Origin of the sequence: Staphylococcus ureilyticus (assembly GCF_025558845.1) — a bacterium.
Lineage (GTDB): Bacteria > Bacillota > Bacilli > Staphylococcales > Staphylococcaceae > Staphylococcus > Staphylococcus ureilyticus.
In genome coordinates this window covers 2160223-2181061 of record NZ_CP094825.1, presented here as the reverse complement: position 1 = coordinate 2181061, position 20839 = coordinate 2160223, and the positions used below count along the sequence as shown (strand labels likewise).

Sequence of the window (20839 nt, the reverse complement as noted above, 5' to 3'; positions counted from 1 at the left end):
AAAGCGCCAAATTCTATTGAGATTATATAGAATTTGGCGCTTTTGTAGTCCATGGACATTAATATGGTGGATATATTTCAAAGTATGAAGAAACAAGTAAGTGCTGTGCTCGCTTAATTGTGTTTATTTATGACCGCTTTCTTCGTGTGCAACAGTAAATACCTGCATAAACGAAAAATTGGCTTAATATCAATATTTCTTTGATAGTAGGATTTTTGATGGTTTTGGTACATAAAGGACGTAATTTTCATGGCTATAACAGCATAACGTCGTCAATAGCTGTTTTAAAATTTAGAGACTGCGCCATAAAGTGCAGCATGATTCTGTGTACGCGTTGTTTGTATATGAGCATGACCGTATTGCTCAGGTAAGTAATGTTCGACTTTAGGTACGATGTATTTTAATAAATTTTGTCCTTGTGAAGAAACACCGCCACCGATCAGAATTAAACCGGGATCATAAATAATCTGTATTTGAGCGATACCTTCTGCGATTGAATCACTCCATTGATTGAGTATAGATAATGCAAGATTATCTTGTTGATCTGCGAGTTCAAATAATTTTGGTACATTGTCTTGATAAATAAATCCTTTTTCTAACATGAGTGTTTTTAAGGCAGTTGTTGAGGCACGTTGTTCAAATGTTTTGTTTGTTTGTCTATCAAAAAGTAAATAACCAATTTCATTAGCACGATTTCGTTCCCCGTTGTATAGTTGGGAATATTTATTATAAAAAGCGCCCCCAATTCCTGTACCCAGTGTTAAGCAAAAAATATTTTGTGCGCTGTAATCATGGAAAACCAATTCCCCTAACAAAGCTGCATTGACATCGTTAAATACGTTCACCTGAGCATTTAATGGTTTAAGCAAACACTTGAAGTCAGTATCTACGTAATTGGGTATGGTTGGACCAGCGTATTCAACTATGCCACGGCGTTCGTCTATAACGCCTGCGCTAGAAATGCCGACATAAAGTGGGGATATTTGATAAGATTTTTGAAACGTCACTACAATGTTATAAATTTTATCCTTAATAAATGTATCTATGTTGTTAGGGGTAGGTGTTTTGATATATTCTATAAAATTTAATGATTGATCAACTACAGCTGCTTTAATTTCTGTCCCTCCAATATCAATAGCAATCTTATATGGATGCATATACAAATCCTCCTTAATTTTTAAAAGAAAATCGATATTGAAAAAAGTTTTCATTTATATTGTTTCGAAATGATGTATTTTTTCAAAATTCTATTGCCACACTCTATGATAGCGTTTACAATTTGAACTGTAAATAGAATAAATAAAAGATATTTTTTAAAGCATTATACAGTTATATAAATGATTTTGAATAATAACTTAAATATATAGATGGAGGGTTATACGATGGAAGAGAATTTAAAAGGTTTATATGCAGCATTATTAGTACCATTTGATGAAGATGGTCAGGTTAAAGAGAAAGGATTGGCGCAAATTGCTCAAAATGCCATTGAAACTGAAGGCTTAGATGGACTTTATGTTAACGGCAGTTCAGGTGAAAACTTCTTATTAAATAAAGAACAAAAGAAACAAGTTTTTAAAGTTGCGAAAGAGGCGGTTAATGAAAATGTAAAATTGATTGCTCAAGTTGGGTCGTTAGATTTAAACGAAGCAATAGAGCTAGGTAAATATGCAACTGAATTAGGATATGATGCGATTTCAGCAGTTACACCGTTCTATTATCCATTTTCATTTGAAGAAATCAAAGATTACTATTTTGAATTAATTGAAGCGACACAAAATAATTTAATTATTTATGCAATTCCAGACTTAACTGGCGTTAACATTTCTATAGAACAATTTGGTGAATTATTTAATCATGAAAAAGTGGTTGGCGTAAAATATACAGCCCCTAATTTTTTCCTATTAGAACGTATTCGAAAAGCGTATCCAGATAAATTAATACTTTCAGGTTTTGATGAAATGTTAGTGCAAGCAGCTATTTCTGGTGTGGATGGCGCAATTGGGTCTACTTATAACGTTAATGGTAGACGCGCAAGACAAATTTTTGAAAAAGCTAAAAGCGGTCAAATTGATGAAGCATATCAAATTCAGCATGATACTAACGACATAATTGAAAATGTGTTGTCTATGGGCATTTATTCTACATTAAAAGAAATTTTAGCGACACGTGGCATTGACGGAGGTTTACCGAAACGCCCATTTAAACCATTCAATGAAAATAACAGAGCTAAATTAGAAACATTAATTAGCAAATACGATTTGTAGGTTACCGTATAAGGGGATGAATTAAATGGAACAAGTTGGTTTTGGTACATGGAACTGGATAGCAGTAGTTATTTACCTTTTAGTTATGCTTTTAGTCGGAACATATTTTACCAAACGCGCAAGCCAAAGTACAGATAGTTTCTTTACGGCTAGTGGTCGTTTGCCTTCATGGGCAGTAGGGTTCTCTATCTATGCAACGACTTTGAGTGCGATTACTTTTATGTCTACGCCAGAAAAAGCATTTTTAACAGACTGGTCATATATTGCAGGTAATATTGCGATTGTAGCAATTATTCCTTTACTTATTTACTTTTATGTACCATTTTTTAAAAAATTAAAAGTGACATCTGCGTATGAATATTTAGAGGCACGTTTTGGACCTAGTATTCGTGTTATTGGTTCATTACTATTTGTATTATTCCATATTGGGAGAGTAGCCATTGTCATTTATTTACCTACATTAGCGATTACATCTGTGTCAGATATGAACCCGTATGTTGTGGCAAGTTTGGTTGGTATCTTATGTATTCTTTATACATTTCTTGGAGGTTTCGAAGGTGTAGTATGGAGTGATTTCATTCAAGGTGTCATTCTATTAGGTGGGGCAGCAGCAATTATTATTTCAGGTGTCGTCCACATTCAAGGGGGAATGGGCACCGTTGTCAGTGATGCACTGGAACATAGTAAAATCATTAGTGCTGATAACTGGAAATTTAATACTGCCGCGGCAGCAATTCCTATCATCTTTTTAGGAAACATTTTTAATAACTTGCATCAATACACAGCAAGTCAAGATGTGGTACAACGTTATCAAGCGTCAGATTCTATATCAGAAACTAAAAAGTCTTTATGGACGAACGGGTTATTAGCTTTAATATCAGCGCCCTTATTCTATGGTATGGGAACAATGATGTACTCATTTTATAGTCATGAAAGTGCATTGCCTAAAGATTTTAATACTTCATCTGTAGTACCATACTTTATACTTACTGAAATGCCACCATTTGTTGCTGGATTATTGATAGCGGCCATATTTGCAGCGGCACAATCAACCATTTCTTCAAGTTTAAATTCAATTTCAGCTTGTATTTCTGTTGATATTAAGCACAGATTCTTCGGCAAGAAAAATGAAAAAAGCGAAGTAGGATTTGCGAGATGGATGATTATTCTTTCAGGTTTATTTGGATTCGGCATGTCTATATATCTAATTGCAGCAGATTCTAATGATCTTTGGGATCTTTTCTTGTTAATTACTGGATTAGTGGGTGTGCCATTGGCTGGTGTGTTTGCGGTTGGTATATTCACACGGCGTACGAATACATTCGGTGTGCTGATGGGATTAATTTTTGGAATTATTTTTGCTTATATCTTTAATGGTATGGGTGGCGGTAATTCACCATTCTATGTATCAATTATTTCGTTTATAGTAGCCTTTGTTTTCTCTTATATCATAAGTATTATTGTGCCAGGCAAACAAAAAGACATTACTGGTTTAACCATCTATGATATTAAAGAAAAATCTAATTATGTCTCTATAGTCCGTATGAAAGAAGACGATCAAGAAGTCTAAAGCTTTATGTAGTTAGGTATAATAAATGATGCGTTGAATTGTTATAAAACAATTTACTTCTGTTTATCTCAAAATATTTTTGAGAAAATGAATAAGTTATTAAAGGCAGGTAGAATGAAGCATATTGTGTATATGCGTTCTATTCTGCCTCTTTTTTTAATTTTTGAAAATCATGTTATTTACAGCATAAAATATGTGATTCATTTTAATTCCTCGAAAATTATGGATATAATGAATTACAGATATAAGCAGAGTATTCGAGGGGATGATAAGTATGATAAAAGCAATCGCAGTAGATATGGATGGTACATTTTTGGATTCAAAAAAACAATATGATCAAGAAAGGTTTAATCGTATCTTTCAACAATTAAAAAATGAAAATATTAAATTTATAGCAGCAAGTGGTAATCAATACGCAAAATTAAAATCTATTTTTGGAGATAAAGCTATGTTTTTTGTTGCGGAAAACGGTGCGGTTATTTATGAAGACAATACGTTGTATGATTATCAAGCATTTGAAAAAGATGTTTTCCATAATATTGTTAATTACTTAAACATCACGCGTGGTATCAATGAAATAATTGTTTGTGGCGTAAAAAGTGCTTACATATTAAAGAATAATGGACAATCATTTAAAAAAGATGCACATTTTTATTACCGACAATTAAAAGAAATAGCATCCTTGCAAAATTTACCAGAAGACGAATATGTAAAAATAGCCTTAAATATAGATAGAACAACACATCCAACACTTGATGAAGATTTGTCAAATCGCTTTTCACAAGATTTATCACTTGTATCGAGTGGTCGAGATAGTATCGATATCATTTTACCTGGTATGACCAAAGGTAATGCGTTAGCAAGATTATTAAAAAAATGGGAACTATCGGAAGATGAACTCATGGCTTTTGGAGATGCAAATAATGATTTAGATATGCTGCAATTAGTAACACATAGTTATGTAATGGAAAATTGTGAAGATGAAACCTTATTCGAAATTGCAAAGTATGTAGCACCGTCAAATGATAAACAAGGTGTTTTATCAATTATTGAAGATAAAGTACTAAAATGAAAAATTAATATTTAAAATTTTGGCAGTATTACGCTTAAACATATTACTTTCATCCGTCTAACAACCTATCTTATACTAAAAAATATAAGATACAAATGGAAAGGAAGGCAAACAAGAAATGAATGATATGCAACAGACAATTATAAATGCGTTTAATTTTAGACATGCAACAAAAAGGTTTGATTCAGATAAAAAGATAAGTGAAAGTGAATTTAACACAATCTTAGAAGCGGGTAGATTGTCTCCAAGCTCTCTAGGATTAGAACCGTGGAAATTTATCGTAGTACAAAATGCTGAAATTAGAAATAAGTTAAAAGAAATAAGTTGGGGTGCAAGAGGGCAGTTAGAGACAGCAAGCCATTTTGTAATTTTATTAGCGCGAAAAAACGTAAATTCTAAATCACCATTTGTACAACATATGATTCGAGACATTAAACAATATAGCGAAGACAGTATACCTGCTACAGAAGAAAAATTTGATAATTTCCAAACAAGTTTCCATATTAATGATAGTGCGCAGACATTGTTGGAGTGGGCTAAAAAACAAACATATATTGCACTAGGTAATATGATGACGAGTGCAGCATTATTAAATATTGATTCTTGCCCTATGGAAGGATTTGATTTAGATGCTGTAACGCAATTTTTAAGTGATGAAGGCTTGATGGATGAAGCGCATTTTGCACCATCTGTAATGGTTGCATTTGGTTATAGAGAAAGCGCAGCAAAAGAAAAAGTACGTCAACCTCAATCACATGTAGTAGAGTGGGTTGAATAATAAGCATTACGAGAACTCAAATATTTAAAATTCATAAAAAAGAAAGCCAATTCATTCATACAATGTATTGAATTATAAACGTCAATTTCTGTTCTCATTACAGAAATTGACGTTTTCTTTGTTTTATGAACTTTAAAAGTGAGTTGAATTATTATACTGATGGCGTGTGATGTCACTGTTTTTAAGTTTTATCAGCAATTAATGACATATTATTGTGTAATCTAATACTTAAACCATCTATAATAAAAGTTTCTTCAGTATCGATACTTGGATTATAAATATCGATATGGGCTAATCCATAGCTTGTATCATTTTCAACTCTAGGTAAGCGTGAGTGCCAAGTATTTACTGCAATATGGTGATGATAATATTTAGATGACATAAATAGAGCTTGCGGGAAGTTAGAAATATGCTGGAGACCTAGTTGCTCAATGTAAAAATGTTGAGCGATGGTTAAGTCGGATGTTTTCAAATGCAAATGTCCAATCTTCGCATTATTTGGCATTTCATCCCAGCCCATCTCTGTTCTTTGATTAAGTAAATCATTCGTATCTACTTGTAACGTATCCATTTTCACTTTATCATTTTCCCACAACCATACAGACTTAGGTCTGTCGAAATAAACTTCAATGCCATTCCCTTCTGGATCATTAAGGTATAAAGCTTCACTTACTAGATGATCTCCACCACCAACCGGAATGTTTGATTGCGAAATATGAAATAAGAAATTAGCTAAGTCTTTGCGGTCGGGCAGTAGAAATGCTACGTGAAATAGTCCTGCTTCACTTAAAGAAGGCTGACGTCCCTCTGGTATTTCACATAACGTAATTGTATGGCCGCTCAAACCTACTTGCAAAACTGCAGAAGTATCATTTGTTGATACCACTTTAAGTCCTAAAATATGTGAATAAAAATTCAACATCGTTTGTAAATTTTTAATGTTTAAGGTGATATTTGTTACTTGAATTGCTGATTTATCGTGAAAAGTCATCGCCTTGCTCCTTTATATTCGGTTATGAGTTATAGATACAAATTAATATAAAAAGTATACCAAGTCAATTTAATTGTCTCATGACGTAGAATTACATAAAGTTTAATATCACTTCTATATTTACATTTAACAACATATGGTAATATGTGAACATGGACAATTTGGAGGATGGAGTGGGGTGAGCGTATGCAAGTTTTTTGGAAATTGGGATGGTTTTTCAAACAACATAAAGGCAGTTATCTTATTGGATTGAGTACATTATTTTTAATTGCTTTAATTGAAATTTTACCTCCACAGATTATAGGTAAAACTATTGACGATATGGTGGGAAACAAATTAACGCCTAAACTATTAATGATTTATCTTTTGGTATTAGTATTGGTAGCAATTTTAACTTATGTATTAAGGTATATATGGAGATTATCAATATTTGGAACTAGTCAAAAGTTGGGGCAAGTATTAAGAACATATTTATATAAAAAGTATACAGTTATGAGTGCTATCTTTTATCAAAATCGAAGAACTGGTGATTTAATGGCACATGCAACTAATGATATAAGAGCAGTGCAAAATGCCGCGGGTGCTGGAATATTGATGATTGCAGATTCTTTGATAACTGGTGGAACAGTGGTGATTACAATGGCTGTAACAGTAAGCTGGAAATTAACATTGATTGCAATGATACCACTACCTTTTATGGTATTGTTAACAAGTTTTTATGGATCGTTACTTAGTAAAGGATTTAAAAAAGCACAAGCAGCGTTTAGTAGATTGAACGATAAGACTCAAGAAAGTGTTGCTGGTATCAAAGTAACTAAGACATTCGGTTATGAAGCGAGTGACCAACAAGATTTTAAAGATTTAAGTGATGATGTAGTTGATAAAAATTTAAAAGTTTCGAAAATTGATGCATTATTTGATCCAACAATCACATTAGTGATAGGAATGAGTTACTTTTTATCAATCGTATTTGGTGCAAAATTGCTTTTTAATAATACAATCACACTTGGTCAACTGATTACGTTCACGACATATTTAGGGATGCTCGTTTGGCCATTACTAGCACTAGGACTATTTTTTAATATCGTTCAAAGGGCAAAGGCATCATATGAACGAATTGAAGAAATAGAAAATACCCCTAATGATATAGATACAGATTATAAACTTAACACTAGACCCTTTGGAAATATTGATTTTAATATTAAAGAATTTAATTTCCCGGGTGATTCGAAAGAAGGTATCTATAATGTACATTTTGAAGTTAGGGAGGGTACTACTGTGGGCATCGTTGGAAGAACTGGTTCAGGGAAAAGTACGCTGATTAGATTGCTACTTAGAGAGTATGATACAAAAGAAACGCATGAAATCACATATGGTGAGCATCCTATTCGAGATTATAATGTACAGCTTTTGAGAAATCAGTTTGGATATGTACCACAGGAACACTTTTTATTTTCAACTTCAATTCGTAATAATATTGCATTTAGTAATGAAAAAATAGGTGATAATCAAATATTTGCAGCAAGTCAAGCAAGTGATATTCATGAAGATATATTATCTTTTCCTAATCAATATCAAACAGTGGTAGGTGAAAGAGGCGTATCATTGTCAGGAGGACAAAAACAAAGAATATCCATTGCGAGAGCGCTATTAATAGACCCAGAGGTATTAATACTTGATGATTCCCTTTCTGCAGTAGATGCCAAAACCGAAGAAGTGATACTAAGCAATTTAAAAAAACTAAGAAAAGGAAAAACTAATATTATTACTGCGCATCGGATGAGTGCTGTGAAACAAGCGGATGAAATTATTGTTATGGATAAAGGAACGATTGTGGAAAAGGGCACACATTCTACTTTGATGAATCAAAAAGGATGGTATTACGAAACATATCGAGCTCAAGCTTTACAACAAAAGCTCACGCGTAATTTAGATGACTTAACGAAAGGGGATGATACCAATGGCTGAGAAAGTTAATTTAACTGCAAAAGATCAAGCTCAGGCTTTGATTAGGTTATTTAAGTATACGACCCCTTATAAAGGAACTATTGCTTTAGCATTTTTAACGTTAACAATATCAACGATTGCAAGTATGTTGACGCCTTACTTAGTGAAAGTATTTATTGATGATTATCTTACGCCACGCGTTTTTCCCCAACAAGCAATGATATGGCTGATGATTATCTTTATTAGTATTCAAATAATAGGTGCAGTAACAATGTATTTAAGTCAATATCTTTTTCAATATCTTGCTTTTAAAGTGATTCAACAATTAAGAATTGACGCTTTTAATAAATTAGGTAAATTGGGAATGAAATATTTTGATAAGGTATCAGGTGGTAGTATAGTCTCTAGGTTAACGAATGACACTGAGACAATTGTTGATATGATTATAGGCGTATTTTCAACATTTCTTATAGCCTTTTTTATGATGATTTCTAGTTATATAATGATGTTTATTTTAGAGATGAGATTGGCTTTAATATCTTTAATATTTTTACCAGTTATTATATTTATTCTTGCGAGTTATCGTAAATACTCAGCTGTTTTATTTGCAAAATCCAGACAAAAATTGTCCGATTTAAATACAAAATTAGCAGAGTCTATAGAAGGCATGAAGATAATACAGGCATTTAACCAAGAAAAAAGATTAAACAGTGAATTCAATCGTATTAATGATGAACATTATCAATATATGTTAAAAACTGTGAAACTTGATAGTTTACTATTGAGACCTGCAATAAGTTCTCTAGCTATTTTTGCAGTAGTTATGATTTTGGGATATTTTGGTATCATAAGCTTTACGACAGGTATTACGGCTGGCGTTGTATTTGCATTTGTTCAATATATGGAACGGTTTTTTGAACCAATTAATCAAGTGAGTCAAAATTTAAATATTTTGCAACAAGCTTTAGTTTCAGCGAGTAGGGTATTTACTTTAATTGATGATGACACATACGAACCTGAACAACAACCTGTACCATCGTACACAATTGAAGAAGGAAAGATTGAATTTAAAGAAGTCAGTTTTAGCTATGACGGAAAGACAGATGTATTAAAAAATATTAATTTTACCGTTAATCCTGGTGAAATGGTAGCTCTTGTTGGTCATACAGGTTCTGGGAAGAGTTCAATTATAAATTTGTTTATGCGTTTTTATGAATTTGAACGAGGGAGCATTAATGTGGATGGACATTCAATAAAAACAATCCCTAAACAAGAATTAAAACAGAAAATAGGGCTAGTGCTTCAAGACGCATTTATATTTTATGGTACGGTTGCATCAAATATTAAACTGTATCATCCAACGATGACATTTGAACAAGTAAAAGCTGCAGCAGAATTTGTACATGCGCATCATTTTATTGAAAAATTGTCAGGTCAGTATCAACATAGAGTGATTGAAAAAGGAAGCTCATTTTCAAGTGGCGAACGACAATTGATAGCATTTGCAAGAACAATTGCTACAAATCCTAAAATACTTATTTTAGATGAAGCGACAGCAAACATTGATTCTGAAACAGAGGAACAAATACAACAATCTTTGAATACAATGAGAAAGGGAAGAACCACTTTAGCCATTGCACACAGACTTTCTACGATTCAGGATGCAGATAAAATACTTGTATTAAATCACGGAGAAATTGTAGAGCAAGGTACACATGAAACGCTGATTAAAAAAAATGGTATTTATTATAATATGTATGCATTACAAAATGGTTAAATTACCCATTTTTGAACAAAATCAATGAAGTATGGAAATTAACGTTATTACAAAATTTAAATGAAACTAAACAATCAAAAGTCAAAATAAAAGGGTTGCAGTCAAAGAACTATTGAGGCAGCTCTATATTTTATAATTATGGAAGTGCGTTCGTTATGCATTAGAATCGAATGTAGGTTTAAAGAATAAACAAAGCAAACGAGCCTGGGGGACTACTGATTCATCCCAGGCTCATTCAAAATGATGATTTAGTTTAAGATGTTTTATATCCAAATTTATTTTGGACTTTAAAAAGGTTGTAGACACCTAATTAATCTGCATATACATCTTGAAATTCTGGTTTTTTCTCAATAACTGACTTAGCAAAAGGACATGTCGCGGAGACTTTTAAATTGTTATCACGTGCATAGTCAATTACTGATTTTACAAGTTGTGAACCTAAACCTTGACCACCAAGTTCATCTGGTACACCTGTATGGTCAATGATTATATGATTGTCACCTTGAGATTGAAATGTAATCTCCGCTTGTGGATTATCTTCGTTATCGCCTACATAAAATTTATTTGTACCTTGTTTGATTTCCGCCATTCTAACACCTCCATGTTATTAACATCATATATATTTAATATCACATTTTGCCTTAAGTTAAACAAATTTTAAAATTAAGCATATATTTCAAGCATAAATGATGTTAGTAAAAATTGAAGAATAATAAAAAACCATTGAAAAAATGTAAAAATAAGTTTATAGTTTTAACGGAATAATTTCGATTTGGAGGGGCGTTTTTTGAAAAAAATTATGTTACTTATTCTGACCTGTATATTTATCGTATTGTTAAGTGCATGCGGAAATATAAATTCTGAGAAAAAAGACGTCAGTTCGAACAATAGATTAAAAATATATACGACAGCCTTTGCATTCCAAAGTTTCACTAATCAGATTGGAGGCAAATATGTAGAAGTTGATTCGATTTATCCACCTGGTGCAGATATGCACTCTTTTGAACCGACACAAAAAGAAATGATTAATATCGCTAAAAGTGACTTGTTTATCTATTCGAATGAAGAAATGGATCCCGTTGCTAAGAAAATTGCAAGTTCAATTAAAAATAATAATTTGAAGTTACCTGTTGCTGCACACCTTGATCACCATGATTTAATTTCAAATCATGAAGCACATGACGAACATGAACATCATGAATCACATAAAAGTCATAATCATGGGGGGGGAGATCCACATGTATGGCTAGATCCGGTGTTAAATAAAAAATTTGCTAAGGTGATTAAAAATGATTTGATCGAGAAGGATCCTAAGCACAAAACGTATTACACGCGTAATTATAATCATTTGATAAAGGATATGAATGAAATTGATCATGAGATGAAACGAATCACACAACATCCTAAACGTGATACAGCCATAATTTCTCATGACTCTATAGGTTATCTTGCAAATCGCTATCATTTTAAACAGCAAGGTGTTAGTGGTATGAATAATGAAGAACCTAGTCAACGTGAACTCATGAATATCGTTCAAAATATAAATAAAACTAAACAACCTTATGTATTATATGAACAAAATATAACATCTAAAGTTACAAATGTTATTCAAAAAGAATCTAATACAACCCCATTAAAATTTCATAATATGGCAACCTTATCAAAAGAAGATATAGAGGATAAACAAATATCTTATCAAGGTTTAATGAAAGAAAATATGAAGTCATTAAATAAAGCACTTAATGAGTAATTTTAATATAAAGATAAGAGGTTGAGACAAAAAATTTGTCTCAACCTCTTTTGATTTTGTGATAGAAAGTACTATCATCGTTTTTTAATATACATTTAGTCATTTCAACATGTTTTGTATTTTTCAATAATTAACATTTTTAATCATATCTGATGTAAGACACTGTTGTATTATAATATTCTTCAAGCCCACGAATACCATCAGCGCCTCCAATACCTGACTCTCTCCAACCAGCATGATATCCATTCACAACTTCTTCTGCTTCACAATTTGCATAAACCTCACCAAATTTAAGACGTTCAGTTGCTGTCATTACTTCTTTTAAATCTTCTGAAAATATATAAGATGATAAACCGGCATTTGTGTGATTGGCGTGTTCAATAGCTGCTTCAAAATCAGAATATTTAATTATAGGTAGTACAGGGCCGAAAATTTCTTCTTTAAAAGCTTCGTCGTCTGGACTAACTTTGTCTAAAATCGTTGGTTCATAAAAATAACCAGAACGATTTATGATGCTGCCACCTGTAATTAATTGAGCCCCATTTTGAATTGCCTTTTGAACTTTTTCATCTATGCTTGCTAATTGTTTTTGATTGATAATTGCACCGAAATCAGTTTGATCATCGAATGGATCGCCTACATTTAGAGTCTCCATTTTATCTTTTAGTTTATTAATGAAAGTTTCGTGAATATCATGATGAACAAAGATGCGTTCAGGACAAGTACATACTTGTCCTGCGTTATTAATTCTAGCAGCCACAATGTAATCAACTGCCTTATTTAAATTGGCATTTGGTGTCACTATTACAGGCGCATTACCGCCAAGTTCAAGATTAACTTTTTTAACCGTTTGGGCACTTTTGGCATAAACGGATTTACCCGCGCGCATACTACCTGTGATTGATATTAATTGTATATCTGGATGTTCTGCTAATTGCGTACCTACAGTTTCTCCTTTACCAGGAACAATTTGAATAAGACCCGGAGGAATCGTTGATTGTCGGAACAATTCTGCAATTTTTAAAGTTACTAATGATGTTTCTTCACTAGGTTTTATTATTACAGAACAACCTGAGATTACAGCAGGAATGACCTTTCTCATTAATACCATGATGGGTGCATTCCATGGTACTATACCTGCTGTCACACCAATAGGTTTTTTAGTTAATTGTATCGTCTCATTTTCACGACTATTTTGAATCACTTCACCTTTGCTATTCATACTTTGACTTGTCATATAATCTATAAAGTGTATTGCCTTGTTTATTTCACCGATTGCTGAATTGAGTGTTTTACCTTGTTCTTGAACATATAATTTTGCAATTGTTTCTTTATGTTCTTCTAATAACGGAATTAGCATTTTTACATGGTCAGCACGTGTTGGTTGAGGGACCTTTTCCCATTCTAATTGTGCATGTTTAGATTTTTCCACAGCTGAATTTACTTCGTCTTTAGTCGCAAATGTAATTGTGTCTATGATTTCTTCTGTCGCAGGATTAATGACATTCATTGTGTCATTAGACTCACTTTCTACAAATTGGTTGTTTATAAATAATTTATTCATTACGACACCTCCACACTATGATATATACCACTTATTTGAGCAGAAGAAACGGTTTGAGAAATAATCATAAAACTTTGGTTTTGTTAAGTAATCGGATGTTAGTATATTTTTTATACTTAATGTGTTGACTTATGTTCAAAAGGGTATTATAATTTATCTCGAAATCGAAATAAATTGAAAGTTGGTGATGCAATGAATCGTACTAAAGAGTCATTGAATACCTTTATTGGTTTAAATCGAACCGTAGATCATTTAGAACAAATCGTTAGAAATGATATTCAACGTTATGGTTTGAATATAACGGAGTTTGCAGTTTTAGAGTTATTATATAATAAAGGTGATCAGCCGATACAACGTATTGGTGACAGAGTTTTAATTGCGAGTAGCAGTATCACATATGTCGTTGATAAGTTAGAAGCAAAAGGATATGTAGTAAGAATTCGAAATATACAGGATAAGCGCGTAACGAATGCTTCAATTACAGAAGAAGGACATGCACTAATGAATGATATATTTCCAGAACATGCAGCTACGTTAGAATCAACTTTCTCAGTATTGTCAAACGAAGAATTAGCAACATTGCAACAAGCTTTAAAAAAATTAAGTGCTCAACCTATCAATAAGTCGTAGCACTTAAAAAATTTTATTCAAAATTACTTCGAAATCGAGATAAATATAATGGAAAAAGGAGTTTTATTATGACAAACACTCAATTATTAGGAATACACCATGTAACAGCAATCACAGATGATGCTGAACGAAACTATAAATTTTTTACTGAAGTATTAGGAATGAGACTTGTGAAAAAGACTGTAAACCAAGATGATATATATACTTATCATACATTCTTTGCAGATGATGTTGGTTCTCCAGGTACAGATATGACATTTTTTGATTTTCCTAATGTTCCTCAAGGGCATTCTGGTACAAATTCAATTACACGTCCGTCATTTCGTGTGCCTGATGATGCAGCGTTAGCATATTATGAACAAAGATTTAATGAATATAATATTAAACATGAAGGCATTCAAACATTATTTGGTAAAAAGGTATTGCCTTTTGAAGAAGCAGATGGACAAAGTTATCAATTAATCTCAGATGAAAACAATAAAGGTGTGGCAGCTGGTCAACCATGGAAAGAAGGCCCAGTACCAACAGATAAAGCGATTTATGGTCTAGGCCCGATTGAAATAACTGTTAGTTATTTTGAAGACTTTAAAAAGATTTTAGAAGATATATTTGGTATGACAACAATTATAGAAGAAGAAAACGTTGCAGTATTAGAAGTAGGTGAAGGTGGTAATGGTGGCCAAGTCTTTTTAAGAAAAGATGCAACTGGACCAGAAGCAAGACAAGGTTATGGTGAAGTGCATCATGTTTCATTCAGATTAAAAGATCATGAGGCAATATCTAAATGGTTAGAAAAATATGAACAGTATGGTATTGGTAACTCAGGCTTAGTAGATAGATTTTATTTTGAAGCATTATATGCACGTATTGGTCATATTTTGATTGAAGTTTCTACAGATGGACCTGGATTTATGGGAGATGAACCATATGAAACATTGGGCGAAAGCCTTGCATTACCACCATTTTTAGAAGAAAAACGTGATTATATAGAATCAGAAGTGCGTCCATTTGATACAAGACGTTCGCATTAAATTGTGAGATTGCTTAAATCTTAATATTAAAAAGTGAGAGGGTAGTTATTTTATGGAAGATATTAGTCATATTCATCATATTTCGGCGATTGTAGGTAATCCAGAAGAGAATATTCAATTTTATAGAGATATACTCAATTTAAAATTAATTAAGAAAACAGTGAATTTTGATGATCCTTCCACGTACCATCTATATTTTGCGAATGGCAATGTGGATAATGGAACAATATTGACATTTTTTAATTGGCCCAACAATTATAAAGGACGTATCGGTTCTGGTCAGGTTCAACGTATAGCATTTCGGGTGCCTAAAGGATCATTGGAAGATTGGGAAAAACATTTGCAATCACATGGGATAGAAACTGCGAGAACACAATTATTTAATAAAGCTACGGTCGAATTTTCAGATACACATGCGTTACCATTAGCACTTGTGGAAACTGATGAAGCGCATACGTACGATAGTGGAGAAAATATTATAGGTTTTCATGGTGTTAGCATGCTATCAATTGAGCCATATCAAACAGTACGAACATTAAATGAGGATATGGGGTTAGAGCTAATAGATGAAAATGAGCGTCATATTCACCTTGAAACTAAAGGAGAATGGCGACACCATGTGATAGTTCAAAAAGAAGTTGCCGATGTGCGTGTACGATGGGGTGTTGGTGTCGTGCATCATATTGCTTGGTCAGTACCTAATGATGAGGAACACAAAGCTTGGCAAATGAAAATGAAAGACAAGGGCTATCATGTAACGGAAGTGAAAGATCGCAATTATTTTAATGCTATTTACATGAAAGAACGTGGTGGCATTATTTTTGAGTTTGCTACTGAAGGACCAGGATTTACGATAGATGAACGATTTGAAGACTTGGGTACACATCTTATGTTACCGCCACAATATGAGGACCAAAGAGAAGCATTATTGAAATTATTACCACCTATTCGAATATAAGTATATTAATAAGGAGATGATAAATAATGGAACACATTTTTAAACAAGGTGATTTAAACGGTCCAACTTTTATTTTATTACATGGCACAGGTGGAGATGAACATGATCTTTTACCTTTAGCACAAGCATTAAATGCAAGTTATAATGTACTAAGTGTAAGAGGAGAAGTTTCGGAAAATGGTATGAATCGTTTCTTCAAGAGATATGGTGAAGGACAATATGATGTTGAAGATTTGAAATATAGAACAAACAATTTAATACAATTTTTAAAAGAAGCGGCTGAAACGTATCATTTTGATTTGACCCAAGCTATACCAGTAGGCTTCTCTAATGGTTCTAATATTGCGATAAGCATGATGTTACACCCAGATATTTCATTTAACAAAGCACTACTTTACGCACCTTTATATCCTTTAGAGTCAGTAAATGACAAAGATTTATCCAATTCCAAGGTATTATTATCAATGGGTGAAAATGACCCTATCGTTTCTGTTCAGGATAGTCAACATGTGATTGATATCTTTAATCAAGCTGGCGCAACAGTTAAACAAATATGGGTGAATAGTCACGAGTTGACACGTGAAGGCATTATTGCGGGCCAATCATTATTAGAAGATGAATAAATAACAATTTAATTAGAATAATGATATGTAAGTGATGCGATAGCAAAATAAAAAACCTCTAGACCAACTCAATATTATGATTGAATGATGATAATATTGAAACTCTCGTCTAGAGGTTTTTGTTATGATGAATGTGATTTATAAAAGATACCTTTCATTAATATAGGAATTAACAAAATAAAACCAAAGAGTCCCATCAATGGAAATACTTTTCCAATTAACTCAATAAAACCGACAAACGTAGTAGCAAATGTAATAACTGCAATAATTATAATTAAAATATAATAATTTTGTTTATATGGTTCTGTGAAACGAGAGGCAAATGCATACATTAATCCCACAACTGTATTATAAATCACTAATACCATGATAATGGCCATAAAATGACCAATCACAGGTGAAATTTGTTTTGCCAATAAAAGTGACGGTAACGCTACATTTGTTATTTTTGTAAATTCTGTGACCATACCAAGGTTTAACATTAATAATAAAAACGTTATGACCATGCCACCTAAAATACCACCTAAATATGTTGCCTTTTCAGATTTTATACGTCCCCCCATTACAGAAAGAAAACTAAACGCAGCTGCAATTTGCAAACTGCCATAATTAATTGCATCAAACCACCACCATTTATCTGTACGTGTGCCACTATTGGCATATTGCGACGCTGAATCAAAGTCAAAACTTCCAGTAGTGAAATAATAAATAGCAATTATTGATACAATAATAATTAAAAATGGTGTAACCATGCCTAAAACAGTGATTAAACGATCAAATTTTAAGCATAAAGTAGCCAAGATAATAATGACTAAAATCAAAGCGCTAATAGCATAAGGTATATCAAAATTTTCATGAATCGTTGAAACGCCACCAGCTGTCATTATCATAGCTAATGCAAGTAAAAACAGTGTTAAAATCATATCAAACATTGTCGCAATTGTTCGAGGTAGGTAAAACTTTATGGGCTCAGTATGGCTGTGTGAACGCAATCGGTAGCCTGTATTTAATACAAATACACCAGCTATGGTAATGATAAATCCGGTGATAATAACGCCTAAAACACTAAATTTACCATTGCTAGTAAAAAATTGGAAAATTTCTTGGCCCGTCGCAAAGCCGGCACCCACAACAACACCTACAAACGCAAAAGCAACGATGATACTTTCTTTTAAACTAGACATATAATTGGAATCCTTTCTTGCCATACATATGGTAATCATACTTATTTAATAAACATCACAATGATTTATTTTATCTTAAACGAAACGAGAAATAAATCATAAAGTTCATATCATATATACATTTGTATTTTTTGAGAGAACGAAGCAGCTCAAAGGTTGAGTAAACAAGTTGCAAATATTCATAAAGTCAGAACCTAAAAAAACTAGGCTGTATACCCATGGGATTTAGGGATTAACAGCCTAGAAAATGGTGATTTGATTAAGTTTGCAATTTAAGAGAACGGCGTTTATAAATAGTGTCGTTTTCTATATTTTTATGAAACAACGTAGCATTCGCCGCGTTGTTTTTTTGGACTTTTAGTCACTGGATACAGCATCATTTCATTATCATTTTATGAAGAAGTCATGGATAAAATTAGTTGACAAATCGGTCATGCATCAATACTTTTAACACATCAATTTTTTCTTGTATATCTTTACCAGTATTAGTATCACGTATTTTTTTACGTTTTAACTCTTTGTCTACCACGCGTCTTATAGAAAGCTCGTCAGCCCCATTGAGCAAGACATGTTTTTTAGAATTAAAGTGTTGGTGTGCTACAAGCTGCATTCCAAAAGAATTATAGAGTAAAGTATAGCCGGCAATACCAGTTGTAGATTGGTAGGCTTTTGAAAATCCACCGTCGATGACAATCATTTTACCATTTGCTTTGATTGGGTTTTCGCCGTCAATTTCTTTAACTGGTGTATGGCCATTGATTATATGTCCTTCTTCTGGATCTAAACCGAAATCTTTTAACATTTTTTTGCATATATTTACGTCTTCACGTAAATAGTAATAAGGGTTTTTAGTTTCTTTATGTGCTGATTTATCATTAATAAAATAACGTTCAAATGTTGTCATTGCTCTTTTTCCAAATAAGGACGAATACTTACCTGTCCATAGATACCAAACAAGATCCGTTGCTAGATCATCATGTATGTCTTTATGGTCAAATGCCTCTCTTACAAAGTATTCGAAATGGTCAAGCAAATCTCTGCCATAGCATTTTTCACCATCAATAACCATAGATTCCATTTCTCCATTTTCATCCACAGGAATACAACCATGAATTAGCAAATTGCCATTATAAGGAAGGTAAAGTTTCCCTTTTTGCATTAAAAATGTCATGTGACGTTTTAATTTTTCAGATTGTTGCACTGATAATAATAATTTTTCTATTACTTCGTGTTCATCTTCAGTTAATGCGTTAGGGTTGCTTGGATCAATTGTTTGGAAACAAGTATGTTCTAAAGCATAAGTTTTACCATAAAGTGTGGCTGTATGATTTTCATAGTCGATGCTTTCCAACACTAATCGTTCTTCCATTTCAAAGTTAGGTCTACGCTTAATGATAGGTGCTTCTAGTTTGAATTGGATGATTGCGATTGCTTGGTGAATTTTAGTGATTTGTTCTATTTCGGATTGAGACAGTCCTTCAGCATTTTTAGGTTTGAAAGCAGGATTGTCACCTGAATAGTATTTTTCAGCAAGTGTTAATAATGGACGTAAATTAATACCATAAGCATCTTCAATAATGTCTAAGTTATCATAACGCGCACAAATTCTGAGTAAATTTGCTAAGCACACTTTAGAACCAGCATAGGCACCAATCCACAAGACATCATGATTTCCCCATTGTACATCTACAGAAGGATAGTCAATTAAGGTGTCCATGATTTTATCAGGTTCTGGACCACGATCATAAATATCACCTACAACGTGTAAATGGTTCACCACGAGATGTTGAATTGTAAAGGACAGACCGATAATCAGATCATCTGATTGTTCGAGTTCAATAATTTGATTCATTAGTGTCTGATAATATGAATGTTTATTATTATATTTATTACTTTTATATAACAGCTCTTCTATTATAAAAATATAATTTTTAGGTAAAGTTTTGCGTAATTTTGTTCGTGTATATTTAGAAGAAGCATAAGTGACTAATTTGATAAGACGATTAATCGTTGTGATATACCATTCATCTAAGCGCTCTTTTGAGGTGAAACTATTTTTAATTAATTTTAATTTTTCTTCTGGATAATATACAAGTGCCGAAAATTCATTTATTTCTTGGCGTGTCAAAGTATCTTGAAATATATCACTGATTTTAGAACGAACATTTCCTGAACCATTTCTTAATACATGCTGAAATGCATGGAATTCTCCATGTAGGTCGCTGACGAAATGTTCCGTGCCTTTTGGAAGTTCTAAAATAGACTCAAGATTTATAATTTCAGTTGCTAATTCCTCTCTGTTATTAAATTGTTGAGATAATAAATCTAAATATTTTTCTTTTACACTTTTTTCTGTTGCATCATGCATTATTTATGTCACTCCAATTAGGTAGTTTTGTTACTCATTCTATTTAATAAAACGTTTCCATTGTATGTGTAATATTGTAGCATTAATTTTGGGGTGAGTGTCTAGTATTGATTACATTATTTATACTATCTTTTAATTAATGGGAATGGCTTCATTTTTTTGTCAAAAAAGCGGTGAAATTGTTAAAAATAACGATGTTACTCAAATAAGAAAATTATCATATAAATGTAAATGTTGTAGGAAACATACATTTTTTTGAATTAGAAAAATAAGTATTTAACCCTAAAATTGTAAAAATACACATATTATTTAAAACGATAAAAACAGCTTGA

General features: G+C 32.4%; 17 protein-coding genes. 11 read left to right on the top strand and 6 right to left on the bottom strand.

Features of this window, described 5'->3' with window-relative positions:
• Positions 1-284: 284 nt before the first annotated feature.
• Complete coding sequence (locus tag MUA21_RS10855; protein ID WP_107525217.1) at positions 285-1157, bottom strand: ROK family protein; 873 nt, start codon at positions 1155-1157, stop codon at positions 285-287.
• 225 nt (positions 1158-1382) lie between these two features.
• On the opposite strand from MUA21_RS10855, the gene MUA21_RS10850 reads away from it, so the two are divergent.
• The 4 genes from MUA21_RS10850 (at position 1383) to MUA21_RS10835 (ending at position 5684) form a co-directional block, all read left to right on the top strand.
• Entirely contained in the window at positions 1383-2264 is an 882-nt protein-coding gene (locus MUA21_RS10850; RefSeq protein ID WP_258085466.1) for an N-acetylneuraminate lyase, read from the top strand.
• Between the two features lie 25 nt (positions 2265-2289).
• The gene (locus MUA21_RS10845) at positions 2290-3834 is read left to right on the top strand and encodes a sodium:solute symporter family protein (protein WP_262561259.1); all 1545 of its coding nucleotides are present in this window, start codon (positions 2290-2292) and stop codon (positions 3832-3834) included.
• 274 nt (positions 3835-4108) lie between these two features.
• Positions 4109-4906 carry a Cof-type HAD-IIB family hydrolase gene (locus MUA21_RS10840; RefSeq protein ID WP_262561258.1) on the top strand — a complete coding sequence of 266 codons (798 nt, stop codon included), beginning with the start codon at positions 4109-4111 and terminating at the stop codon, positions 4904-4906.
• 118 nt (positions 4907-5024) lie between these two features.
• Positions 5025-5684, top strand: coding sequence for an NAD(P)H-dependent oxidoreductase (locus tag MUA21_RS10835; protein WP_262561257.1), 660 nt, complete (start codon positions 5025-5027; stop codon positions 5682-5684).
• Between the two features lie 181 nt (positions 5685-5865).
• Here MUA21_RS10835 and MUA21_RS10830 read toward each other — a convergent pair whose 3' ends face one another.
• The gene (locus MUA21_RS10830; protein WP_107525211.1) at positions 5866-6675 is read right to left on the bottom strand and encodes a VOC family protein; all 810 of its coding nucleotides are present in this window, start codon (positions 6673-6675) and stop codon (positions 5866-5868) included.
• A 186-nt stretch (positions 6676-6861) separates the two neighbouring features.
• Here MUA21_RS10830 and MUA21_RS10825 point away from each other — a divergent pair, with 186 nt between their 5' ends.
• Both MUA21_RS10825 and MUA21_RS10820 read left to right on the top strand, forming a co-directional pair.
• A complete protein-coding gene (locus tag MUA21_RS10825) occupies positions 6862-8643 on the top strand; it encodes an ABC transporter ATP-binding protein (RefSeq protein ID WP_262561256.1) in 1782 nt (593 codons plus the stop codon).
• Entirely contained in the window at positions 8636-10399 is a 1764-nt protein-coding gene (locus tag MUA21_RS10820; RefSeq protein WP_073344189.1) for an ABC transporter ATP-binding protein, read from the top strand. Before MUA21_RS10825 ends, MUA21_RS10820 begins: the two co-directional genes overlap by 8 nt.
• 310 nt (positions 10400-10709) lie before the next feature.
• Here MUA21_RS10820 and MUA21_RS10815 read toward each other — a convergent pair whose 3' ends face one another.
• The gene (locus MUA21_RS10815) at positions 10710-10988 is read right to left on the bottom strand and encodes a GNAT family N-acetyltransferase (protein ID WP_073344186.1); all 279 of its coding nucleotides are present in this window, start codon (positions 10986-10988) and stop codon (positions 10710-10712) included.
• Between the two features lie 198 nt (positions 10989-11186).
• On the opposite strand from MUA21_RS10815, the gene MUA21_RS10810 reads away from it, so the two are divergent.
• The gene (locus tag MUA21_RS10810) at positions 11187-12149 is read left to right on the top strand and encodes a metal ABC transporter solute-binding protein, Zn/Mn family (protein ID WP_262561255.1); all 963 of its coding nucleotides are present in this window, start codon (positions 11187-11189) and stop codon (positions 12147-12149) included.
• 139 nt (positions 12150-12288) lie between these two features.
• On the opposite strand, the gene aldA is transcribed toward MUA21_RS10810, so the two are convergent.
• Positions 12289-13713, bottom strand: coding sequence for an aldehyde dehydrogenase (gene aldA, locus MUA21_RS10805; protein ID WP_262561254.1), 1425 nt, complete (start codon positions 13711-13713; stop codon positions 12289-12291).
• 192 nt (positions 13714-13905) lie between these two features.
• On the opposite strand from aldA, the gene MUA21_RS10800 reads away from it, so the two are divergent.
• The 4 genes from MUA21_RS10800 to mhqD all read left to right on the top strand — a co-directional run bounded on the left by MUA21_RS10800 (position 13906) and on the right by mhqD (position 16955).
• Positions 13906-14343 (top strand): MarR family winged helix-turn-helix transcriptional regulator, encoded by a 438-nt coding sequence (locus tag MUA21_RS10800; RefSeq protein ID WP_046206973.1) that lies wholly within the window; start codon positions 13906-13908, stop codon positions 14341-14343.
• A gap of 68 nt (positions 14344-14411) precedes the next feature.
• A complete protein-coding gene (gene mhqE, locus MUA21_RS10795; protein WP_019470059.1) occupies positions 14412-15374 on the top strand; it encodes a ring-cleaving dioxygenase MhqE in 963 nt (320 codons plus the stop codon).
• Positions 15375-15426: 52 nt separating this feature from the next.
• Positions 15427-16332: a VOC family protein gene (locus MUA21_RS10790; protein ID WP_262561252.1), complete on the top strand. Its 906-nt coding sequence runs from the start codon at positions 15427-15429 to the stop codon at positions 16330-16332.
• Positions 16333-16358: 26 nt separating this feature from the next.
• Positions 16359-16955, top strand: a complete 597-nt coding sequence (mhqD, locus tag MUA21_RS10785; protein ID WP_046206782.1) for a methylhydroquinone degradation carboxylesterase MhqD — start codon at positions 16359-16361, stop codon at positions 16953-16955.
• A 122-nt stretch (positions 16956-17077) separates the two neighbouring features.
• Here the strand turns inward: mhqD and MUA21_RS10780 are convergent, their stop codons facing one another.
• Together MUA21_RS10780 and MUA21_RS10775 are read right to left on the bottom strand one after the other, a co-directional pair.
• Positions 17078-18139: a YkvI family membrane protein gene (locus MUA21_RS10780; RefSeq protein ID WP_258085458.1), complete on the bottom strand. Its 1062-nt coding sequence runs from the start codon at positions 18137-18139 to the stop codon at positions 17078-17080.
• A 415-nt stretch (positions 18140-18554) separates the two neighbouring features.
• Entirely contained in the window at positions 18555-20507 is a 1953-nt protein-coding gene (locus MUA21_RS10775) for a fructose-1,6-bisphosphatase (RefSeq protein WP_262561250.1), read from the bottom strand.
• Positions 20508-20839: the final 332 nt, after the last annotated feature.

Coding starts and splice junctions, on each gene's coding strand:
- MUA21_RS10800 (WP_046206973.1), top strand. CDS start 13,906: ATGAATCGTACTAAAGAGTCATTGAATACCTTTATTGGTTTAAATCGA.
- MUA21_RS10790 (WP_262561252.1), top strand. CDS start 15,427: ATGGAAGATATTAGTCATATTCATCATATTTCGGCGATTGTAGGTAAT.
- MUA21_RS10835 (WP_262561257.1), top strand. CDS start 5,025: ATGAATGATATGCAACAGACAATTATAAATGCGTTTAATTTTAGACAT.
- MUA21_RS10840 (WP_262561258.1), top strand. CDS start 4,109: ATGATAAAAGCAATCGCAGTAGATATGGATGGTACATTTTTGGATTCA.
- MUA21_RS10815 (WP_073344186.1), bottom strand. CDS start 10,988: ATGGCGGAAATCAAACAAGGTACAAATAAATTTTATGTAGGCGATAAC.
- aldA (WP_262561254.1), bottom strand. CDS start 13,713: ATGAATAAATTATTTATAAACAACCAATTTGTAGAAAGTGAGTCTAAT.
- mhqD (WP_046206782.1), top strand. CDS start 16,359: ATGGAACACATTTTTAAACAAGGTGATTTAAACGGTCCAACTTTTATT.
- MUA21_RS10830 (WP_107525211.1), bottom strand. CDS start 6,675: ATGACTTTTCACGATAAATCAGCAATTCAAGTAACAAATATCACCTTA.
- MUA21_RS10850 (WP_258085466.1), top strand. CDS start 1,383: ATGGAAGAGAATTTAAAAGGTTTATATGCAGCATTATTAGTACCATTT.
- MUA21_RS10775 (WP_262561250.1), bottom strand. CDS start 20,507: ATGCATGATGCAACAGAAAAAAGTGTAAAAGAAAAATATTTAGATTTA.
- MUA21_RS10780 (WP_258085458.1), bottom strand. CDS start 18,139: ATGTCTAGTTTAAAAGAAAGTATCATCGTTGCTTTTGCGTTTGTAGGT.
- mhqE (WP_019470059.1), top strand. CDS start 14,412: ATGACAAACACTCAATTATTAGGAATACACCATGTAACAGCAATCACA.
- MUA21_RS10845 (WP_262561259.1), top strand. CDS start 2,290: ATGGAACAAGTTGGTTTTGGTACATGGAACTGGATAGCAGTAGTTATT.
- MUA21_RS10820 (WP_073344189.1), top strand. CDS start 8,636: ATGGCTGAGAAAGTTAATTTAACTGCAAAAGATCAAGCTCAGGCTTTG.
- MUA21_RS10855 (WP_107525217.1), bottom strand. CDS start 1,157: ATGCATCCATATAAGATTGCTATTGATATTGGAGGGACAGAAATTAAA.
- MUA21_RS10825 (WP_262561256.1), top strand. CDS start 6,862: ATGCAAGTTTTTTGGAAATTGGGATGGTTTTTCAAACAACATAAAGGC.